The organism is Pseudomonas sp. J380 (assembly GCF_009827115.1).
GTDB lineage: Bacteria > Pseudomonadota > Gammaproteobacteria > Pseudomonadales > Pseudomonadaceae > Aquipseudomonas > Aquipseudomonas paracarnis.
The window spans coordinates 4,140,442-4,157,714 of record NZ_CP043060.1; the positions used below are offsets into that span (position 1 = coordinate 4,140,442).

The window sequence follows — 17,273 nt, forward strand, 5'->3', positions numbered from 1 at the left end:
CCGATCAGGTGTTGAAGAACAGCGATTGGGCCAGTTGGGCGCCGATGCTGCTGCGATGGATTTCAATCATGTCCCAGTCACTGGGGCCGGTGCGCTGATAGGCACCGCCTAGACGTTGTTGCTCGCGGGTCTTGAGGTGATCCTTGGTGAAGTTTTCCAGCGCGGCATCTTTTGTTTCATAGTGAAAGTGCGCGTACCACAGCACAGTGCCGTTTTCTTTGTCGCGAATCTCGTACTCGTCCAGATAGTCCTTTTTGGGCCCCTTGAGGGGGCGGCGGCTGATGACCTTGACGATGCGGATCAACCCTTGGCTGTTGAGCCAGTCAACCCGTTCGGCGGTTGGCGCTTGATGCTTGATCATGTCGATGTAGTGTTTTTTACCAAGCCGATAGAGGCGTTGCGCCGCGTCGTTGAGCTGGCGCTTGGTTGAGGCGGCAGAAGCGTGATCGCTTTCAGTAAGATTGCGCTGGGTCAGGGCTTCTTCGATATCGTTTGAGGCTTTTTCCAGCGCCTTTGCATGATCATCGAACATGTCTTGAATATCCTGCGGCGCATGCCAGGGTTTCCTGGAGAAACCCTGGTATTTACGGGTTTCAGCTTGTTCGCCATCCAATAGCGCTTGCCCCGTGTTGATGCTGGTGTCCAGATCCACAGCTACCGGTGCGCTTGGCTGCGATGGGGCTTTCTGCCGTTTAACCCAGACTCCCGGTGCCTTCTCATGAAACGTGGCGAGCACCTTGCCGGTCATGTGTGCCTTGACGTCGACCAACGAACTGTCTGCTTCGCGGGGCTCACCCATCACCAAGCCGTGATGACGTGTCTTGATCACTTTACGCCTTGGGGCGGGCTCGGCCCTGGAGCTGCCGGGCTTGGGCTGCTGGGCTTTTTTCTCTCGCAGCAGGTAGGCCAGGTCGTGGATGGCCCGTTGGCTGAACTCGCTTATTTGCAGGCGAAAACGTTCGAGGCGGGGTTTGAGCAAGTGCTGCGGGTAATCGGCATGCAGATCCAGCAGGCGTTGGTCGGCGCTGGAAAATTGCTCAACGAGGCTGTTGAGCACCTCGATACGATTATCCAGCGAGGCGCCATTACCGCGTTCAATAATCTCACTGAAACTTTCAACGTTGATTTCGGCTGAATCGACGATCTGGCCCATTCGCTCACGCACGGTGGCTGGAACCTGGCTTTGCGTCTCATCGATACACAAGTAACGGCCCAAGCCAATCTCGAGAGATTTGAGTTCAATGAGCGTGAGCTGCGGCAACTCTCGCATGGTTTTACGAATGATAGCCGCGCCTTCATCTCCCAGGGTTTTAAGTTCGTTGAAGCGGTCGTTGATGAATTCCAGCCGCCTGATGATGCCAAGGTTCTGAGTGGACAGGGTTTTTGCGATTTTTGCCTGGTTTTTATAGTCAATGTCTACCTCGGCATCAAGAACCGGCAACGACGCCTTCAAGGCTTTCTTGTAGCTCTTCACCTGTTGCTCCATGGCTATTTGTGTCAGTTGCACCTGTTGTTTCAGGTAACCGCTCATGTTGCTCTGGTAGGTGGGTACGGTGTCGATGATGCTCAAGGACTTCAGCTGGCTGATCGCTTCGTCGTACGCCGCCAGCCGCCTGTCGACCTTGTCGATGAACGCTGTACGCTGCAGGTCCGTGGACGGCCCCGGGGTAGCGTCCAGCGCGGGCTTTGATTCAAGCACGTCCAGTTGTTGACTGGCGGCGACGGCGTCAAAGGCGTTGAGCTGCCTCTTGAGTGCTGCAATGCGCGCAGGCTGATCGACCTTGACCGCCCGCCGGCGGTTTCTAAGACCGCCGCCGCGCAGTCGCAGGCGGATGTCGACAAACCACTGGCCCGCCAGGTTGCCGATCAGCGGCGGGCCTGTACGCAAGGGAGATTTGGAGTCGATGATAATGACACTGTCGTTGTCATCCACGATGACTTCGAACCAGCGCTCACCAACGGGTGCAAACCACCGATCCGCGAGTGGATAGAGATTGAGGTGGCGGCCGGGGGTTTTATTTTGCTCGCCAAGCTTATCGGGTTTGGCAACATTAAAACTGTCGAGTGTTCTGGCCAGTCCCAGGCGACTATGGCTCAGGGCGCCGCGCGTGTGTACGGCACCTTCATGCTTGGCAGGTAGTTGATTGTCGGGAATATCCGGTTGCTGCACGCAGGTATATTTTTTCTCGGCAACCGGCGGTTTGCTCACCGTTTCGATTGTCGTTTGTTCGGATTCAGGCTCAATCCTGGCCGCATCGAACTGCTTTCGAGGTCGCGGATGGCGCAGGGCTATATGCAGAGTCAGCGCCATTCCCAGGTTGAGGAATACATCCACCAACGCAGTCCAGGCCGTTGAGTGGTCATCCTTGTTCACGGCCTCCTCGGCAGCTTGCAGGTCGTCCATGATTTGCCAGATCCAGGCGGCGACTCCCAGGGTGCGGCCCATGAACGGCAGCGCGGCACTGAATATTTGCCAACCTGCATGTCGAAAGGTCGCCCACCGTTTCTGTACGTTGGATACCGACTGGCGTGTTGCCAATTCGACCATGGCATTGGCATTGGCCTTGAACAGCGTCGCTAACGCGTCATTGCCTATTTCTTCGTTGGTCAGCGTCACGGGGCCGCTCATGTACAGCACGGTAAGCGGCTCGACCAGTGCGCGCACCACGGTCCAGGGCGAGGGAAGGGTGTCGGGGAACACATATTGTGCATAGTTGAAGCGTTGCGCGTCGGGCAGCCAGGCCAGCACTGACTCGCGCAAGGTACGGTCATGTTTGATGGCGTACAGCAGGTTTTGCCGCGATGCAAATTGCATCAGCGTCGGTTCGAGCAGGGGCCGATAAAGCACGCAGGGGCCGGCGTCGGAATGCCTCGGGCCGATCACGAACATATTGGCGACCACGTCTTGCTCATGGCCGGGGCGCAAGGTGGGCACAAAGGCCAGGCAGCGAATGACAATGGGCTGCCCATCTACTTTGCGCTCCTGTTCTTCGTTGTGCATCACCGCGGCGATGTAGCGGTAACCGCGTTCATCGACGCCGCCCTGGCCGCGGATTTTCATCTGCAAGGCCAGCAGTGGCAGTTGCACCTGAAGGTGGCGGGTGTAGATCTGCTGTCGATGGCGCGATTGCAGCGGATCATCGAGCAGTTTTTGTTTGACCAGGGCTGGGTAGTTCTGGCCTATATCAATGTCTTCTATGACGTCTTTCAGAAAGCGGTAAGTCAGCCAGGTGGGTACACCGTTGTCCTTGCCGTTGTAGTGCACGGTCGCGTTGCCGGTAGGCAAGCCGGTAAGGTTTTCCAGGGCCAGGTCGATCAGGTCACGACGAGTGATGTCGACGGCACCCGGAATGACAAATGTGCCCCACAGAACCGGGCTTTCAATCACAACCTCGACCTTATCCAGATTCAGACTCACGCCCTTTTCCGGGACGCGGATATGGCTGTGCAACTGAGTCCGGGCATAGTCACGAATAGACGGAATGCCGTCCTGGAATGTTTCGCCGTGGTAATGGGTGTGCAGTTGGGCCAGGTCGATCATATAGCGGCTGTAGGCGGCGGTATCGGAGTCCGTCGCCGAGGTCAGCCAGTCCGGGAGTTGTTGGTGAATCTGGCGAATATTCGACAACTGGTGATCGCTCATCTCTTCGATGCTCGGCACGATCCGGGCGACAGTTGGGGCGGGCGGCTGATCCTGCAGGCCGGCCCCGCCGAGGCTGCCAATGACCTGGATTTGCAGCGAGATCAGCGTGCAGGCCAGCGCATCGAAGAAGTTGCCATCAGGCTCGTACAAGCGCCATTGCAAGGTAGCGTCCTGCTCTGGTGCATTCAGCCTTGCCGGCAGCGAAGCACCGAACTGGGCCAATGACTCGAACGTCTCATACCCGCTCACAAGCGAGTGCGTCAGCACCATCGGGCGGTTCTCGTGTTCGCCCACCAATACGGTAAGGTCCAGGAAGTAGAGGTGGGTAGACTGGCCATCTTCAAGAATATCCACGTCAACCAGGTAGGCATGGGTTTTATAGGGGTCTTTCAGCGAGCGCCTGGCTCGGTCGGGCTCATGAAAAACCGTGCGGGCCATGGCGCATTCGTGCTCATCCAGTCCTTGCTCTTCGGTGATGTTCCACACGTTTCTCAACGCGCTGGAGAAGGCCTGCCAGCGTGGGCCGGCTGCGCCATTGGACGCGTTCCAGAAGTCCAGCTGCTGCTCCTGGAACGCGGCGAACAGCAGGTCTGATAACTCGTTGATCAGACGTGCAATGGCATCGATTTTCACCGCGAGGTGTACGGGAGCCGTAGCGTTGGGTTGTAGCGTGAGGAAGTGTTGACCGTCGAGGTAGGTCACCCTGTCGCTGGACAGTGCCTGATGAGCAAGCACCGAGGTGAGTGATTCCACAGTAGCGGGCGCGCGCTCGACGGCGTTACCGACCACCTCCCATTGAGGGCTGACTACCACGGCCAGATCGGGGTCGATATTCAGGTTGGGATACAGCTCTTTGAGTGCAGAGCGCAGTGTGGCGGCGGCAACTTCCCGGGCGGTGGGGCCGGTGGTTAACTGGGTAAGCAGTTCATAGGTACTGGGCGGGCGGTGATTATTAGCGGTGTCATTGGGCATGTGCAGCTCCTCTGCATTCGATGGCCCGGACGGGCTTCGCAAATGAGCAAAGTAGCGAGCTGCGTTGCGTCGAGGGCGGTAGATACGTCGAGGCGCATCTACGCCCGCCAGTGTTTCACGTGCCGGATTTGATCTTGGTCCAGGCTCTGGTCCTGGCGCGCTCCGCATCACGCCCCAGAGGCTTTAACGTATACAACGTCGCCATCGCCGCTTCGGTCGGGTAGAGGTTGGGGTTGTTGCGAATGGTCGGATCGACTCGTTCGGTCGCGTCCTTGTTAGGGTTGGGATAACCGACAAAATCGCTGATGGGCGCAATAACCTCGGGCTGTAGCAAGTAGTTGATAAAGGTATAGGCGTCCTGTGGGTTTTGCGCGCCCTTGGGGATGGCGAGCATGTCGAACCAGATCGGCGCGCCCTCTTTGGGCAGGCGCATGTCCACGGAGACGCCGTTTTTTGCCTCTTTGGCACGGTTGGCGGCCTGGGAGAAACTGCCGGAATAACCCACCGCGACACAGATGTCGCCATTGGCGATGTCGGCCATGTACTTGGACGAGTGAAAGTAAGTGATGTACGGGCGGATCTTCATCAACAGCGCTTCGGCCTTGTCGTAGTCCTTGGGGTTGCTGCTGTTGGGGTCCAGGCCCAAGTGCTGCAACGCCAGGGGCAGGATCTCCGAGGGCGAGTCCAGCAGTGCGACGCCGCATTGCTTGAGCTTGCTGATGTTCTCTTCCTTGAAGATCAGGTCCCAGCTGTCCACGGGGGCGTTGTCGCCCAGGGCCGCCTTGACCTTGGCTGGGTTGAAGCCGATCAGGATGGTGCCGTACATGTAGGGCACGGCGTATTGATTGCCGGGGTCGTTGGCTTCGATCAGCTTCATCAGTTTGGGGTCAAGATGGTTCCAGTTCGGCAACTGGCTGCGGTCCAAGGGCTGGAACACGCCGGCTTCGATCTGTTTGGCCAGGAAAACGTTGGACGGTACCACCACGTCATAGCCGGAGTTGCCGGTGAGCAGTTTGGCTTCCAGGGCTTCGTTGGTGTCGAAGATGTCGTACACCAGCTTGATCGACGGGTGCTGGGCCTTGAAGTCTTCCAGCGCCTTGGGCGTGATGTAGTCGAACCAGTTGTAGACCTTCAGGGTTTTTTCTTCGGCCTGGGCTGCGCCGCTGACAACCACGGCGCACAGGGCGAGCGACTTGAGTATGTTCATTGGGCTGCTTCCTCGAAACCTTCCAGCACGTTGACGGCGTTGATGCCGATTTCTTCCACCGCGTAGCCGCCCTCCATCACGAACAGCGTGGGTTTGCCCAGGCGGGCAATGCGTGCGCCCATGGTCAGGTAGTCCGGGCTGTCGAGCTTGAACTGCGAGATAGGGTCGTCCTTGAACGTGTCCACGCCCAGGGACACCACGATGATGTCGGCGGCGTAGCACTCGATTTCGGCGCAGGCCTGTTCCAGCGCGGCGCTCCAGGCCTGCCAGCCGGACCCGGCCGGCAACGGATAGTTGAAATTGAAACCCGCGCCTTCGCCTTCGCCATGCTCATCGGCATAACCGAGGAAGAACGGAAACTCTGCCTCCGGATGGCCGTGAATCGAGGTGAACAGCACGTCGCTGCGCGCGTAAAAAATGGACTGCGTGCCGTTACCGTGGTGGTAGTCCACATCGAGGATCGCGATCTTTTTGCAGCCCTGATCAAGGAATGCCTGGGCTGCGATGGCCGCGTTGTTGAGGTAGCAATAACCGCCCATCAAATCGCTGGCGGCGTGATGCCCCGGCGGGCGGCACAGCGCGAAGGCACTGTGGGCGCCTTGGGCGATAGCGGCCTGGGCGGTGAGGGCAACTTGTGCTGCGCTGTAGGCCGCTTGCCAGGTGCCGGCTGTAATCGGCGCACCACCGTCGAAGCTGTAATAGCCCAACTGGCCGTGCAGGCTGGTGGGCATCACGCGGCGCAACGTGCGCGCAGGCCAGGTGTAGGGCAACAGATCGCCGTCCTGGCCGTATTCGGTCCAGCGCTGCCAGGCGCCTTTGAAGAAGTCGAGGTAGTCGAGGCTGTGGATACGTTGCAGCGGTGCCAGGCCGAAGTCCAGCGGCGCTTGCACGGGCCCCAGCTCCCGCGTCTTGACCCGTTGCAGCACATGGTCGGCGCGCGAGGGCATTTCGAAGCAGGGCATCAGTTGCCCGTCCATCAGTTCACAGCGGCCATGGTGCAAATGATGATCGTCCGAGTAGATCGTCAGCATGTTGTTGTTCTCCGAAGGCTTTGGGGTATGCCTTGCAGTGTTGCCAGACGCCGGGTTTTGGAGAACGGCAGGAGCGGCCAAAAGGGGATCGATATGGCCAATGTGTCTGTCCGCTATTCGCCCCTTGCTAAGGCCTGAACTGACTCGGTGCCACACCGCTCCAGCGCACGAACGCATGCCTGAAGCTCGCGGTCTCGCTGAAGCCCAGTTGCTCGGCGATCCGGTAGATCGGCAGTTCATCCTCCCCCAGCAAATGTTTGGCGCGTTCGAAGCGTAGTTCGTCGAGCAACTCCTGATAGCTGCAGCCCAAATCATGCAAATGCCGGCGCAGGGTACGTGCTGAACAGTTCATCTGCCCTGCCAGTCCCTCCAGGCCCGGAGCGGCATTCAGTTGCGCGGCCAGTAACAGGCGCACACGCCCCAGCCAGGCCTGGCGACCGGTGAACTCGGCATTCTGCCGCCGGCAGCGTTCCACCATGGCGCAGTGGGTGACGGCGTCGGCCAGCGGCAGGGGTTGATCGAGCCAGTCACGGTCGAACGCAAAGGCATTGCTGGCGGCGCCAAATTGCAGCGGGCAGTCGAAGCGTTCGGCGTAGCGTGCTCGATAGTCGGGCGCTGGGTATTCAAAGCGCGCGCCGAGTAATGGCAGTGGTTGGCCGAGCAGATCGTCGCCGATGACTTTCAGCGAGAGCAGGCAGAACTCGACATTGAAGGCGTGCAGGGCTGGATCTTCGCGATAGTCACTGGCGCTGAACCAGACACGCTGGCCGTCCTCCTCCAGGCTCAGTTCAAAAAGTGTTCCCAACAGCGCCGGGTAGCGCAGGGCCAGGCGCAAAGCGTCACCGAAGGTGGCACTGGTGAGCAGTGCATAACCGAGCATGCCGTAGGATGACACATGCATGCGCCGGCCCAGTTCCAAGCCGATACCCCGGCGCAACGCCACGGCGTTGGCGCATACGCGCATTTCCTGATGAGTGGTAATACGCGTATCGGCGCGGCCCAGGTCGGCGCTGCTGATGCCACTGCCGGCCAGCAGGGTTTGGCTGGGTATGCCGTCAGGCTTGAACGTCTCCAGTATCAGCGAGACCGCATTGAGGGTGGTCAGGTGTGAATGCAGCATGATCGATTCCAGCCTGGGTTTGCCAGGCTGGAGCAAGTTATGTGCCGTTGCGCGAGGGGATGGTCAATAGACCTCTGGCGGGAAAAACAAGCGCTGGGCTTGCGTCAGGTTGATGGAGCTGCGGTAGTAGTTGAGTTGTTCCTCTGCGTTCAAGTCGGTGATCGTGTCAGCCACCTCTTTGAGCTGTTGTTCTGCTGGTGTTTTCAACCGTGCATGGAGAAATCTGTTAAGTGAAGCGTGGGCGCTCGAGTATTGGAAATGTGCATACCAGAGGGGTTTGCTGGTAGACAGATCAATGACGGCATACTCATCTTGATAGCTCCAAGTGGCGCCCTTGAGGGGCTGGCGGGTCGTGACCTTTTTGATCGCAATTTCGCGGTGGTTAATGAGCCAGTCGACATGGGCAAGGGTCGGCGGCTGTTGCTTGATCAGCTTTGCCACGGTTTCAGTGGCTCGTGCGTAAAGTGCTTTTGTGGCAGCCTTGAGTCGTTTGCGCAGGTCTGCGCTGGATTGCTTGGTTTGTGCCGTGACTTTGGCTTTGATCAATGCCTCGTCAATATCTTGCTCGCTGCGCTCGAGCAACCAGGCGTGCTGGTGAAACATGTACTCGATGCCGATGGCCGTGCGCGAGGTATCGTTGGCTTGTTGGCTGGCGCGTTCTTGAAACTTCGGCAATTGGGCGAGTAGTTTCTCGCCCGCGGTGGTGGCGTCGTGGAGCGTGAGCGTTGTGGATGTGGCCTGTGCCGTGGGCGTTTCGATGTGTTCGACCCACATACCCGGAGTCTTCTCATGAAAGGTGGCCAGGACCTGGCCGGTTATCGGGGTCTTGATATCAACGAACCTTGATACGGTCCCTATGGGGTCCAAGCGGGGTTCGCCAATCAACACGCCGTTGTAGCGTGTCTGGATAAATTTTTTCAGCGGCCTGGGTAGCGCAGGGGGAGGGGTGGGCCTGATTCGCGTCAGTTTCTGTTCTTCGTGCAGAGGGACAAGTGCCGCCTTGGCGCGGTTGGCGAACCCTTGCAGCGATCGACTCAGGCGCTCCAGGGGTTGGGCCTGGATCTGTTCGGAGAACTCTTGAGAAAAGTCCTTCAAGCGCTCATCGATGAACTTGAACTGCTCCACTAGATTGCTCAAGGCATCGATACGCTCGTCCAGGCGATATTCGCTTCGCTCATCCAGGGTGTCACGCAGGGTCTGTACCGCGACGTCGGCACTGTCGAGCGTGTTGTTGAGCATCTCCCAGGCATGGGGTTCGGTTGCGAGGGATTCAGGGGTCAGGCACAAGTGACGCGCCAACGTCACCTGCAGGGCCCTGAGATCGTCGCTCATATAGCGGGGCAGTTTGCGCTTGCTCTCCCTGATCACGTCGAATCCGGCCGGGCCGAATTTGCGTAGTTCGGTGAAGCGTGACTGAGCGTAATCCAGGCGTTTGATCATGCTGTCGCTCATCTCGACGATCTGTTGGTAATCCGCGATATCGCTGGTATGAGGTGGCGGTGCATGGATTGGGAGCTGTTCCAGAACGGGCGAAAGTTTTGAAGTAAAGGGGACGAGTTCTTCGTTTACCCCTGCTTCATTGAGCGCCAGTTGGGCCTGTAGATAGCCAATGGCTTTTACTTGGAATTCAGGCTCCGAGGTGAAGACGGCGATGGTCATCAGGTGTTGCCGTGCTTGTTCGTAGTCTTCCGATTGGCCATCGAGCGTGTCCAGGTAGGCCTGGCGTTTGGCTTGGGCACTGGTACTGGGGGCCTCGGCCATTGCTTTGCGGGTTTCTTGCAGTAGGCGCTGCTGGGTTTTCTTCGCGCTTTCAAACGCTTTCAATTTACTGCGCGATGCGTCGGCTTCGGTGATCGCAAGGTCCTTGGCGGTATTTTTCAACCGATCGGTACTGGGTTTGCGCAGGCGCACCCGGTGGTCGACGGACCATTCGCCCTGAGCGTTGTGAATCAGTATGGGGCCGATGCGGTTGGCCTGGTTGGGGTCAATGACAACAATGTTTTTATCGTCGTCCACTTTCACCATGAACCAGTTTTCGCCGACGGGAGCGTAGTGCTGCTCTCCTGACTGATACAGGTAGCGGTCAGCAGCCGGCTGGTCTATGACGGCGCCGAGGTCAGCGGGCTTTTCTGTTTTAAAGCTTTCAAGCATCGAGGTTTCCAGCGCTGGCGTGCGGTTGATTGCGCCGCTCGTGTTCAGTGCGATCTCGTGATCGGGAGGCGGGGCCAGCGAGGTTCGCTCAGGCAGTTGCTCGACGGTGAAGCTTATCGTGCTGGAGGGGCCCGGCGTTTCAGGCGCAAGCTCGGTCGTCTTGACTTTGGTGGGCTCGATCCTGGCCGGCTCGAACTTAGGTCTGCTGCGCTGTGCGCTGTGTAAGGTGATCGCCATACCCAGGTTAAGCAGCACATCGGTCAGCGCAGACCATTGTGCAGGCTTGTCGCCCTCCTCATGGGCCTGGGCAAAAGTTTCCAGCTGTTCGACGATTTGCCAGATCCACGCGCTAGTGCTTGCGACGCGCCCCATAAAGGGCAGTGCGGCATTGAAGAGCACCCAACCGGCCTGCTTTAGCGTGTCCCAGCGGCTTTCGGCATTCGATACCGATTGGCGGTCCGCCAGTTCAATCAGCGCTTTGGCGTTGCTCTCGAACAGCGTCTTGAACATATCCCCGTTGAGGCTCTCCTCACCAAGACTCACGGGACCGCTATAGGTCCATAGCTCGATGGGGTTTACCAGAAAGTCGGCGATGACCCACGGCGACGGCCAATGACTGGTAAAGACATAATTGGCGTAGTGGTTACGCACCGCGTCCGGTAGCCAGCTAATCACCGAATCGCGCAACGTGCGCGACTGGCTGATGGCATACAGCAAGTTTGCCGGTGATGGGTATTGCAGCAACGCGGGTTCAAACAACGGGCGGTATAGCAGGCAAGGGCCGTCTTGAGCATTTTCTGGGCCGATGATGTACATATTGGTGACGTCATCGTTGCCGTTGATGAGCCGGCGCTTGGGGTTGAAGCTCAGGCGTCGCACCATGATGGCTTTGCCGTCGACGTAATGGTCGCCGCTTTCAGGCTGCATCACAGCCACAACGTAGCGGTAGCCGCGCTCGTCAATCCCGCCCATGCGGCGAATCTTGTGCTGTAAGGCCAGCATCGGCAATTGGACTCGCAGGTGATCGCGGTACAGTTTTTTGCGACGTGACGCCTCGGCCGGGTCATCCAGCAGTTTGCTGCGGATCAATGCAGGGTACGTGACACCGATATTACAGCGGCTGATCAGTGTTTCGAGGTAAGCCACGGTTATCCGATCCGGTATGGATTGGCGGATGTCGCTCAGCAACGTTTTATTACCGGTGGGCAGTGCAATCAGGTTTTGCAGGGCCAGTTCGGCAAGGCTGAACGTGGTGGTTTCGAACTGCCCGGGCACGGTGAAAAGGCCCCATACCACCAGGCTCTTGACCTGGATTTTCAGCTTGTCGAGCTTCAGGTAATGCAGCGTCGGGTGGTCCTTGAGCAGCTCGATTTTCAACTGGTCCAAGGCGAACTGATGAATGCTGGGAATACCGTCATCGTAGGTCTTGCCGGCATTCAGGCTATTGAGCGAGGCCAAGTCCTTGAGGTGGCGTGAATAAAGCGACTGATCGCTGGCAGAGGCATCGGTCAGCCAGTCCGGCAGTTGGGTTTGATACCAGCCTGGGCCCGGCCCTTTGGCGATGGCTTTTTCGGCAGGCATCGGGAGTGTTTGCAGGGGCGGGTGTTTCGCGCTGGGCTGTTTGTAATCCCCGGTTTTGAGGTTTTCCACAGTCTCAAGTTGCAGGGCGATCAGCTTGCAGGCAGCGTGCTCGAAAAAATCGCCGTCAGGTTCATAAAGGCGCCACTCCAGGCGATCAAAAGCCTCCGGTTGCTCCAGGTGATCCTTCAACGAATCGCCTAGCTGTTGGTAGGTGTCGTATTTCTCGTATCCCTTGAAGGGTGAGTAACAGAGGATCAGGGTTTTGTCTTCGAGTTTGCCCTCGAGCACGGTCATGAATACTTGGTCTGTGTGCTGCGTCTTGGAACCTTTTACCAGGTCGGCATCAATCAGATAAGCGCGGCTGCCATAAGGGTTATTGCCTTGGCGAGCGGAGCGGGTGGGTGCATGAAACAGCGTTCGGGCCATCGTGCAGTCTTCGTCGGTCCAGGCATCGACGTGTTGCACATTCCAGGCCCCGCGCAGGCTCTGGGTGAGTGTTTGCCAGCGAGGACCGTTGCCGTTGCTCTGGTTCCAGAACGTTACCAACTGTTCCTGAAAGGCCCGGTAGACCACCGGCGCCAGGGTATTGATAAGATTGGCGATTTCGACAATACGCACGGGTAAATGAAGCGGGGGGGTGGTCAACGGCTTCAGGGTCAGGAAGTGATTGCCCTCGACGCACAGCGTCGGCACCTTGAGGATGGCCTGCCGGGCCAGGATGCTGCTCAAGGTTTCATAGCGTGTTGGCCCTGGCACGATCTGGTCATCGATGAGCTCCCAGGTGGGAGTGCCCATCAGTGTCATGGCCGGGTCGATGTCCAGGTCTGGGTATTTCTCCAGTAAAGACTGGCGCAGCAGTTCGCGAGCTGCTTCACGAAACGAAGGTCCGACGGACAGTTGAGTGGCCAGTTTGTGTGTTTCAGTGTCTGGAGGCGTTTGCTGCGAGGGTGTGGAGCTGGAGGTTGTCATGCGGGCATCCCTGTCTTGCCGATCAATGGAAAAAGCCGAGAGCAGGCTCGGGTTTTCCATGTTAGGTATCAGCAAGCAGGGAATAGCAGTGCTTATGTAGGGCTGTCTTGGGCGTTCAAGTTGGGTTGGTATGCAGGTCCAACTCTACCAGGCGCCGCACTTCCTCGACGGCAAGGCCGGCACCGAGCAGGGCGTGCAACTTGCCGAACGCGGCTTCGCGGGTCATGCCTGCGCCGGACAACACGCCGGCGCCCCGCAAGCGGCTGCCGGCCTCGTAGACATCCAGCTCTACACCGCCTTCATGGCACTGAGTGATGGCGACCACCACCACACCTTGATCTTGCGCACGCTGCAAGCTGGCGAGGAACTGCGGATTATCGCTCGGCCCGGTGCCGCTGCCGAAGCACTCCAGCACCAAGCCCTGAATGCCGCTGCTGATGATTGCGTCTAGCTGTGCAGCGTCGAAACCGGGTATCAGCGGCAGTACGCCGACGTTCGCCAAGGCTTTGGGCTGACGGTAATCCAGCGCTGCCGGCAGGGTTTCGGCACGGGCGAAGTCATCCTTGCGTTGCAAGGCCGCAAACGGATTGCGCCCAAAACTGCGAATCTTCGCGCAGCGGGTCGGTGCCATCAGCGCGCCGTGGAAGTACAGGTGCACACCCGGCTCCAACCCTTCGGCCAAGGCTGTCAACGCACCGCTGACGTTTTCCCAGGCATCGCTGTCGGGCACACCGGCGGGCAGCATCGAACCGGTGAACACCACCGGTGCCGGCAGGCCCAGCAGTTGGAAGCTCATGGCCGCCGCGCTGTAGGCCAGGGTGTCGGTGCCGTGCAGGATCAGCACGGCATCGCAGCCGGCGTCTACCGCCTCGACCACGGCGCTGCGCAGGCGCTGCCAGTAAGCGGGGTTCATGTTGGCGCTGTCGATCAGTGGTGACATTTCCCGGAAGCGCCACGCGGGCAGGTCTGCGTCGGCGAACTGTTCACGCATGCGTACTTCAAAACCAGACGCGGGTGCCAGGCCATTGGCGCTGGCCTGCATGCCAATGGTGCCGCCGGTATAGAGCACCATCACGTTATTAGCTGATTGCATCGAAAATCTCCTGAACGAAAAACGCCGCCGGGCCCAGAGCATGCCCAAGGCCGGGCGGCGTGTCATCTAGCCGTGATTAACGTTGCGCTTGAGCGCTCAGTTCAACTGCCGGGGCCGCTTCGGTTTTCACCGGGTTGGCCGGCCAGGCCTTGCGGTCCAGGTCCAGGTCGGGGAACTGGCTGGAATCGAACACCGGGGTCTTGATACCCGCCGCGCGCTGGTTGTCGTAGTCGTTGAGGATGCGCATGGCAATCTTGAACAGGAACGCCAGGGCGAACAGGTTGACGAACGCGAGCATGGTCATGGTGATGTCGGCGAAGGCAAACACCGTGCTCAAGTTCTCGATGGAGCCCCAGAAAATCAGCACCAGCACCAAAGCGCGATAACCCATCAGCACCTTGCGGTTGTTGCCGACCAGGAAGCGCAGGTTGCTCTCGCCCAAGTAGTAGTTGTACATGATCGACGTGAACACGAACAACGCCAGGGCCACCGAGATGAACATGCGGCCCCAGTCACCCACTACTGCCGCCAGGGAGTTCTGGGTCAGGGCAATGCCGTCGCCTTCAAAGCCTGGGGTGTAGAAACCCGACAGCAGGATCAGCAACGCAGTACAGGTGCAGATCACGAAGGTGTCGAGGAACACGCTGAACGCTTGCACCACGCCTTGGGCGATAGGGTGTTCTACCGACGCCACTGCCGCCACGTTAGGCGCACTGCCCAAGCCTGCTTCGTTGGCGAACACGCCGCGCTTTACACCCATGATGATCGCGCTGCCCACCAGGCCACCGAAGGCTTGGTCGAGGCCGAACGCGCTCTTGACGATGGTCGCGAGCATGGCCGGTACGTGGTCGAATTGCAGCACGATCACGTACAGGGTCACGGCGATGTAGACCAGGGTCTTGACCGGCACCAGCAGGTCGGCGATCGAGGCGATACGCTTGATCCCGCCGATGAACACCAGGCCCAGCAACACCGCCAGCGCGAGGCCGGTGTAGGTGGTGTCGAGGCCGAAGGCGTTGTTCAGCGAGTGGGTGACAGCGTGTGCTTGCAGGCCGTTGAAGGCAAAGCCGAAGGTCACCAGCAGCAGGAACGCCATGACCATCCCCAGCCAGCGCTTGTGCAGGCCGTGCTGGATGTAATACGCCGGGCCGCCACGGTAGGTGCCTTCAGCGTCGGTGCGCTTGTACAACTGGCCGAGGGAGCACTCGATAAAGCTCGAAGACATGCCCACCAGCGCGGTGACCCACATCCAGAACACGGCACCTGGGCCACCCAACGTCACGGCAATGCCGACACCGGCGATGTTACCGGCACCCACGCGGCCGGCCAGGCTGAGCATCAGCGCCTGGAACGAGCTGAGTTGGCCGGCGCTGCTCTTGAGGCTGTCTTTAAACACCGAGAACATGTGGAAAAAGTGACGCAACTGCACGAAACGCGAGCGGATCGTGAAATAACCGCCGAGCCCGACTATGAGCACGATCAGTACTTTCCCTGAGAGGAAGTCGTTGATGACTTCGAGCATGGAGTGTTCCTCGCTGATTTTTCTAATGGCAAACGCAGGACGGTCCGACGCATCGCTCGGCACCAGGCAGTGCACGACGCTCGATCCCCATCCTTTTGCGGGTGTTGTTATTCATGCGCTTTCGCGTGGTTCCCGGGCCTCGTTACCGACAGCCGCAGACGCGAAGAGGGGCGGCACTATACCTAGGCGAGCGTGATCCGTCTGCACGGGGCGATTAAAGGTTTCAGCGCGGTCGCGGAAGGGGAGGAAGGTTTGCGGTGCGATATTAGATTTTTTATGGGCGTCATGGAGCAACCTCAAGGCAAAAAAAAGGGCCTGAAGAACGAGCCTTCAGGCCCTCAAAAGGTGAGAGGTGTCTAGTCCCTCAACCTGGTGAGCGGTGCAACAAACGCTTAGGCCTTCAGCGGGACCAAGCGTGGAGCGATCATGTTTTCCGGGCGCAGGATGTCGTCGAGCATGGCGTCGTCGAGCAAGCCTTCTTCACGCACCAGTTCCAGCACGCCGCGCCCGCTTTCAAGAGCGATACGCGCAATGCGGGTGGCGTTTTCATAGCCGATATACGGGTTCAGCGCGGTGACCAGGCCGATGGAATGCTCCACCAGTTCGCGGCAGCGTGCTTCGTTGGCGGTGATGCCGACGATGCAGTGCTCGCGCAGCATGTCCATGGCGCGTTGCAGCAGGCGGATCGAGTCGAAGATCTTGAAGGCGATCAGCGGCTCCATCACGTTCAACTGCAATTGTCCGCCTTCGGCTGCCATGGTCAGGGCCAGGTCGTTACCGATCACCTGGAATGCCACCTGGTTAACCGCTTCCGGAATCACCGGGTTGACCTTGCCGGGCATGATCGAGCTGCCTGGCTGGCGTGCCGGCAGGTTGATCTCGTTGATGCCGGTGCGTGGGCCGCTGGACAGCAGGCGCAAGTCGTTGCAGATCTTGGACAGCTTCACGGCGGTACGCTTGAGCATGCCGGAGAACAGTACAAAGGCGCCCATGTCGGAGGTGGCTTCGATCAAGTCGGCCGCCGGTACCAGCGGCTGGCCGCTGATGGTGGCCAGGCGTTGTACGGCCAGGGCCTGGTAACGTGGGTCGGCGTTGATGCCGGTGCCGATGGCGGTGCCGCCCAGGTTCACTTCGGTGAGCAGCTCCGGTGCCAGGGTCTTCAGGCGCGCCAGGTCTTCGCCCAGGGTAGTGGCGAAAGCGCGGAATTCCTGGCCGAGGGTCATCGGCACGGCGTCTTGTAACTGGGTGCGGCCCATTTTCAGCACATGGCTGAACTCGGCGCCTTTGGCGGCGAACGCCTGGATCAGGCTGTCGAGGCTGGCCAGCAGCGCGTCATGGCCCAACAGCAGACCCAGGCGGATCGCGGTCGGGTAGGCGTCGTTGGTCGACTGCGCCATGTTCACGTCGTTGTTGGGGTGCAGGTACTGGTATTCGCCCTTCTGGTGACCCATGGCCTCCAGCGCGATGTTGGCGATGACTTCGTTGGCATTCATGTTGGTTGAAGTGCCGGCGCCGCCTTGAATCATGTCCACCACGAACTCTTCGTGGAAATCGCCGCGGATCAGACGAGCACAGGCTTCGCTGATGGCAGCGTGCTTGGCTTCGCTGAGCTGGCCCAACTCGCGGTTGGCGTCAGCGGCCGCTTGCTTGACCATTGCCAGACCGACCACCAATTTCGGGTAATGCGAAATCGGAACGCCCGAGAGGCGGAAGTTATTCACCGCTCGCAGGGTCTGGATGCCGTAATACGCTTGAGCCGGTACTTCGAGTACGCCAAGCAGGTCTTTTTCGGTACGGAATGATGCAGCAGAGGACATGACGGAAATCATCTCAATATGGACCCGGAACTGGCCGGAACGCTGCGAATGCTAGGCTTGTAGAACTTTTTGGGCCAATGCTGTTAAACACTGGCCTATGCACAAACGGCATAATGTGGATGTGACCCGGTTATCTTGGCGGGCGTGTGTGCCAAAATGGTGCATTC

At 59.1% G+C, this 17,273-nt stretch carries 8 protein-coding genes; all 8 read right to left on the reverse strand.

Annotation, left to right across the window (positions count from 1 at the left end):
* Window positions 1–4: 4 nt before the first annotated feature.
* Window positions 5–4,615, reverse strand: a complete 4,611-nt coding sequence (locus tag FXO12_RS18645; RefSeq protein ID WP_057975233.1) for a dermonecrotic toxin domain-containing protein — start codon at window positions 4,613–4,615, stop codon at window positions 5–7.
* A gap of 115 nt (window positions 4,616–4,730) precedes the next feature.
* Window positions 4,731–5,822, reverse strand: a complete 1,092-nt coding sequence (locus tag FXO12_RS18650; protein ID WP_054896069.1) for a polyamine ABC transporter substrate-binding protein — start codon at window positions 5,820–5,822, stop codon at window positions 4,731–4,733.
* Window positions 5,819–6,853: a histone deacetylase family protein gene (locus FXO12_RS18655; RefSeq protein WP_057975234.1), complete on the reverse strand. Its 1,035-nt coding sequence runs from the start codon at window positions 6,851–6,853 to the stop codon at window positions 5,819–5,821. The genes FXO12_RS18650 and FXO12_RS18655 overlap by 4 nt, the downstream gene beginning before the upstream one ends.
* Window positions 6,854–6,980: 127 nt before the next feature.
* Window positions 6,981–7,973 (reverse strand): AraC family transcriptional regulator, encoded by a 993-nt coding sequence (locus tag FXO12_RS18660; RefSeq protein WP_057975235.1) that lies wholly within the window; start codon window positions 7,971–7,973, stop codon window positions 6,981–6,983.
* A 63-nt stretch (window positions 7,974–8,036) separates the two neighbouring features.
* A complete protein-coding gene (locus FXO12_RS18665; protein WP_057975236.1) occupies window positions 8,037–12,674 on the reverse strand; it encodes a DUF6543 domain-containing protein in 4,638 nt (1,545 codons plus the stop codon).
* 115 nt (window positions 12,675–12,789) lie between these two features.
* Window positions 12,790–13,767: an asparaginase gene (locus tag FXO12_RS18670; protein WP_054896065.1), complete on the reverse strand. Its 978-nt coding sequence runs from the start codon at window positions 13,765–13,767 to the stop codon at window positions 12,790–12,792.
* Between the two features lie 76 nt (window positions 13,768–13,843).
* Window positions 13,844–15,289: a sodium:alanine symporter family protein gene (locus FXO12_RS18675; protein ID WP_054916993.1), complete on the reverse strand. Its 1,446-nt coding sequence runs from the start codon at window positions 15,287–15,289 to the stop codon at window positions 13,844–13,846.
* Window positions 15,290–15,681: 392 nt separating this feature from the next.
* On the reverse strand, window positions 15,682–17,106 hold the full coding sequence (gene aspA, locus FXO12_RS18680) for an aspartate ammonia-lyase (RefSeq protein ID WP_003195657.1): 1,425 nt from the start codon (window positions 17,104–17,106) through the stop codon (window positions 15,682–15,684).
* Window positions 17,107–17,273 lie beyond the last annotated feature (167 nt).

What these genes read in the sequence shown, in the direction of transcription:
- aspA (WP_003195657.1), bottom strand. Translation starts at nt 17,106, where the DNA reads ATGTCCTCTGCTGCATCATTCCGTACCGAAAAAGACCTGCTTGGCGTA.
- FXO12_RS18645 (WP_057975233.1), bottom strand. Translation starts at nt 4,615, where the DNA reads ATGCCCAATGACACCGCTAATAATCACCGCCCGCCCAGTACCTATGAA.
- FXO12_RS18670 (WP_054896065.1), bottom strand. Translation starts at nt 13,767, where the DNA reads ATGCAATCAGCTAATAACGTGATGGTGCTCTATACCGGCGGCACCATT.
- FXO12_RS18665 (WP_057975236.1), bottom strand. Translation starts at nt 12,674, where the DNA reads ATGACAACCTCCAGCTCCACACCCTCGCAGCAAACGCCTCCAGACACT.
- FXO12_RS18650 (WP_054896069.1), bottom strand. Translation starts at nt 5,822, where the DNA reads ATGAACATACTCAAGTCGCTCGCCCTGTGCGCCGTGGTTGTCAGCGGC.
- FXO12_RS18675 (WP_054916993.1), bottom strand. Translation starts at nt 15,289, where the DNA reads ATGCTCGAAGTCATCAACGACTTCCTCTCAGGGAAAGTACTGATCGTG.
- FXO12_RS18660 (WP_057975235.1), bottom strand. Translation starts at nt 7,973, where the DNA reads ATGCTGCATTCACACCTGACCACCCTCAATGCGGTCTCGCTGATACTG.
- FXO12_RS18655 (WP_057975234.1), bottom strand. Translation starts at nt 6,853, where the DNA reads ATGCTGACGATCTACTCGGACGATCATCATTTGCACCATGGCCGCTGT.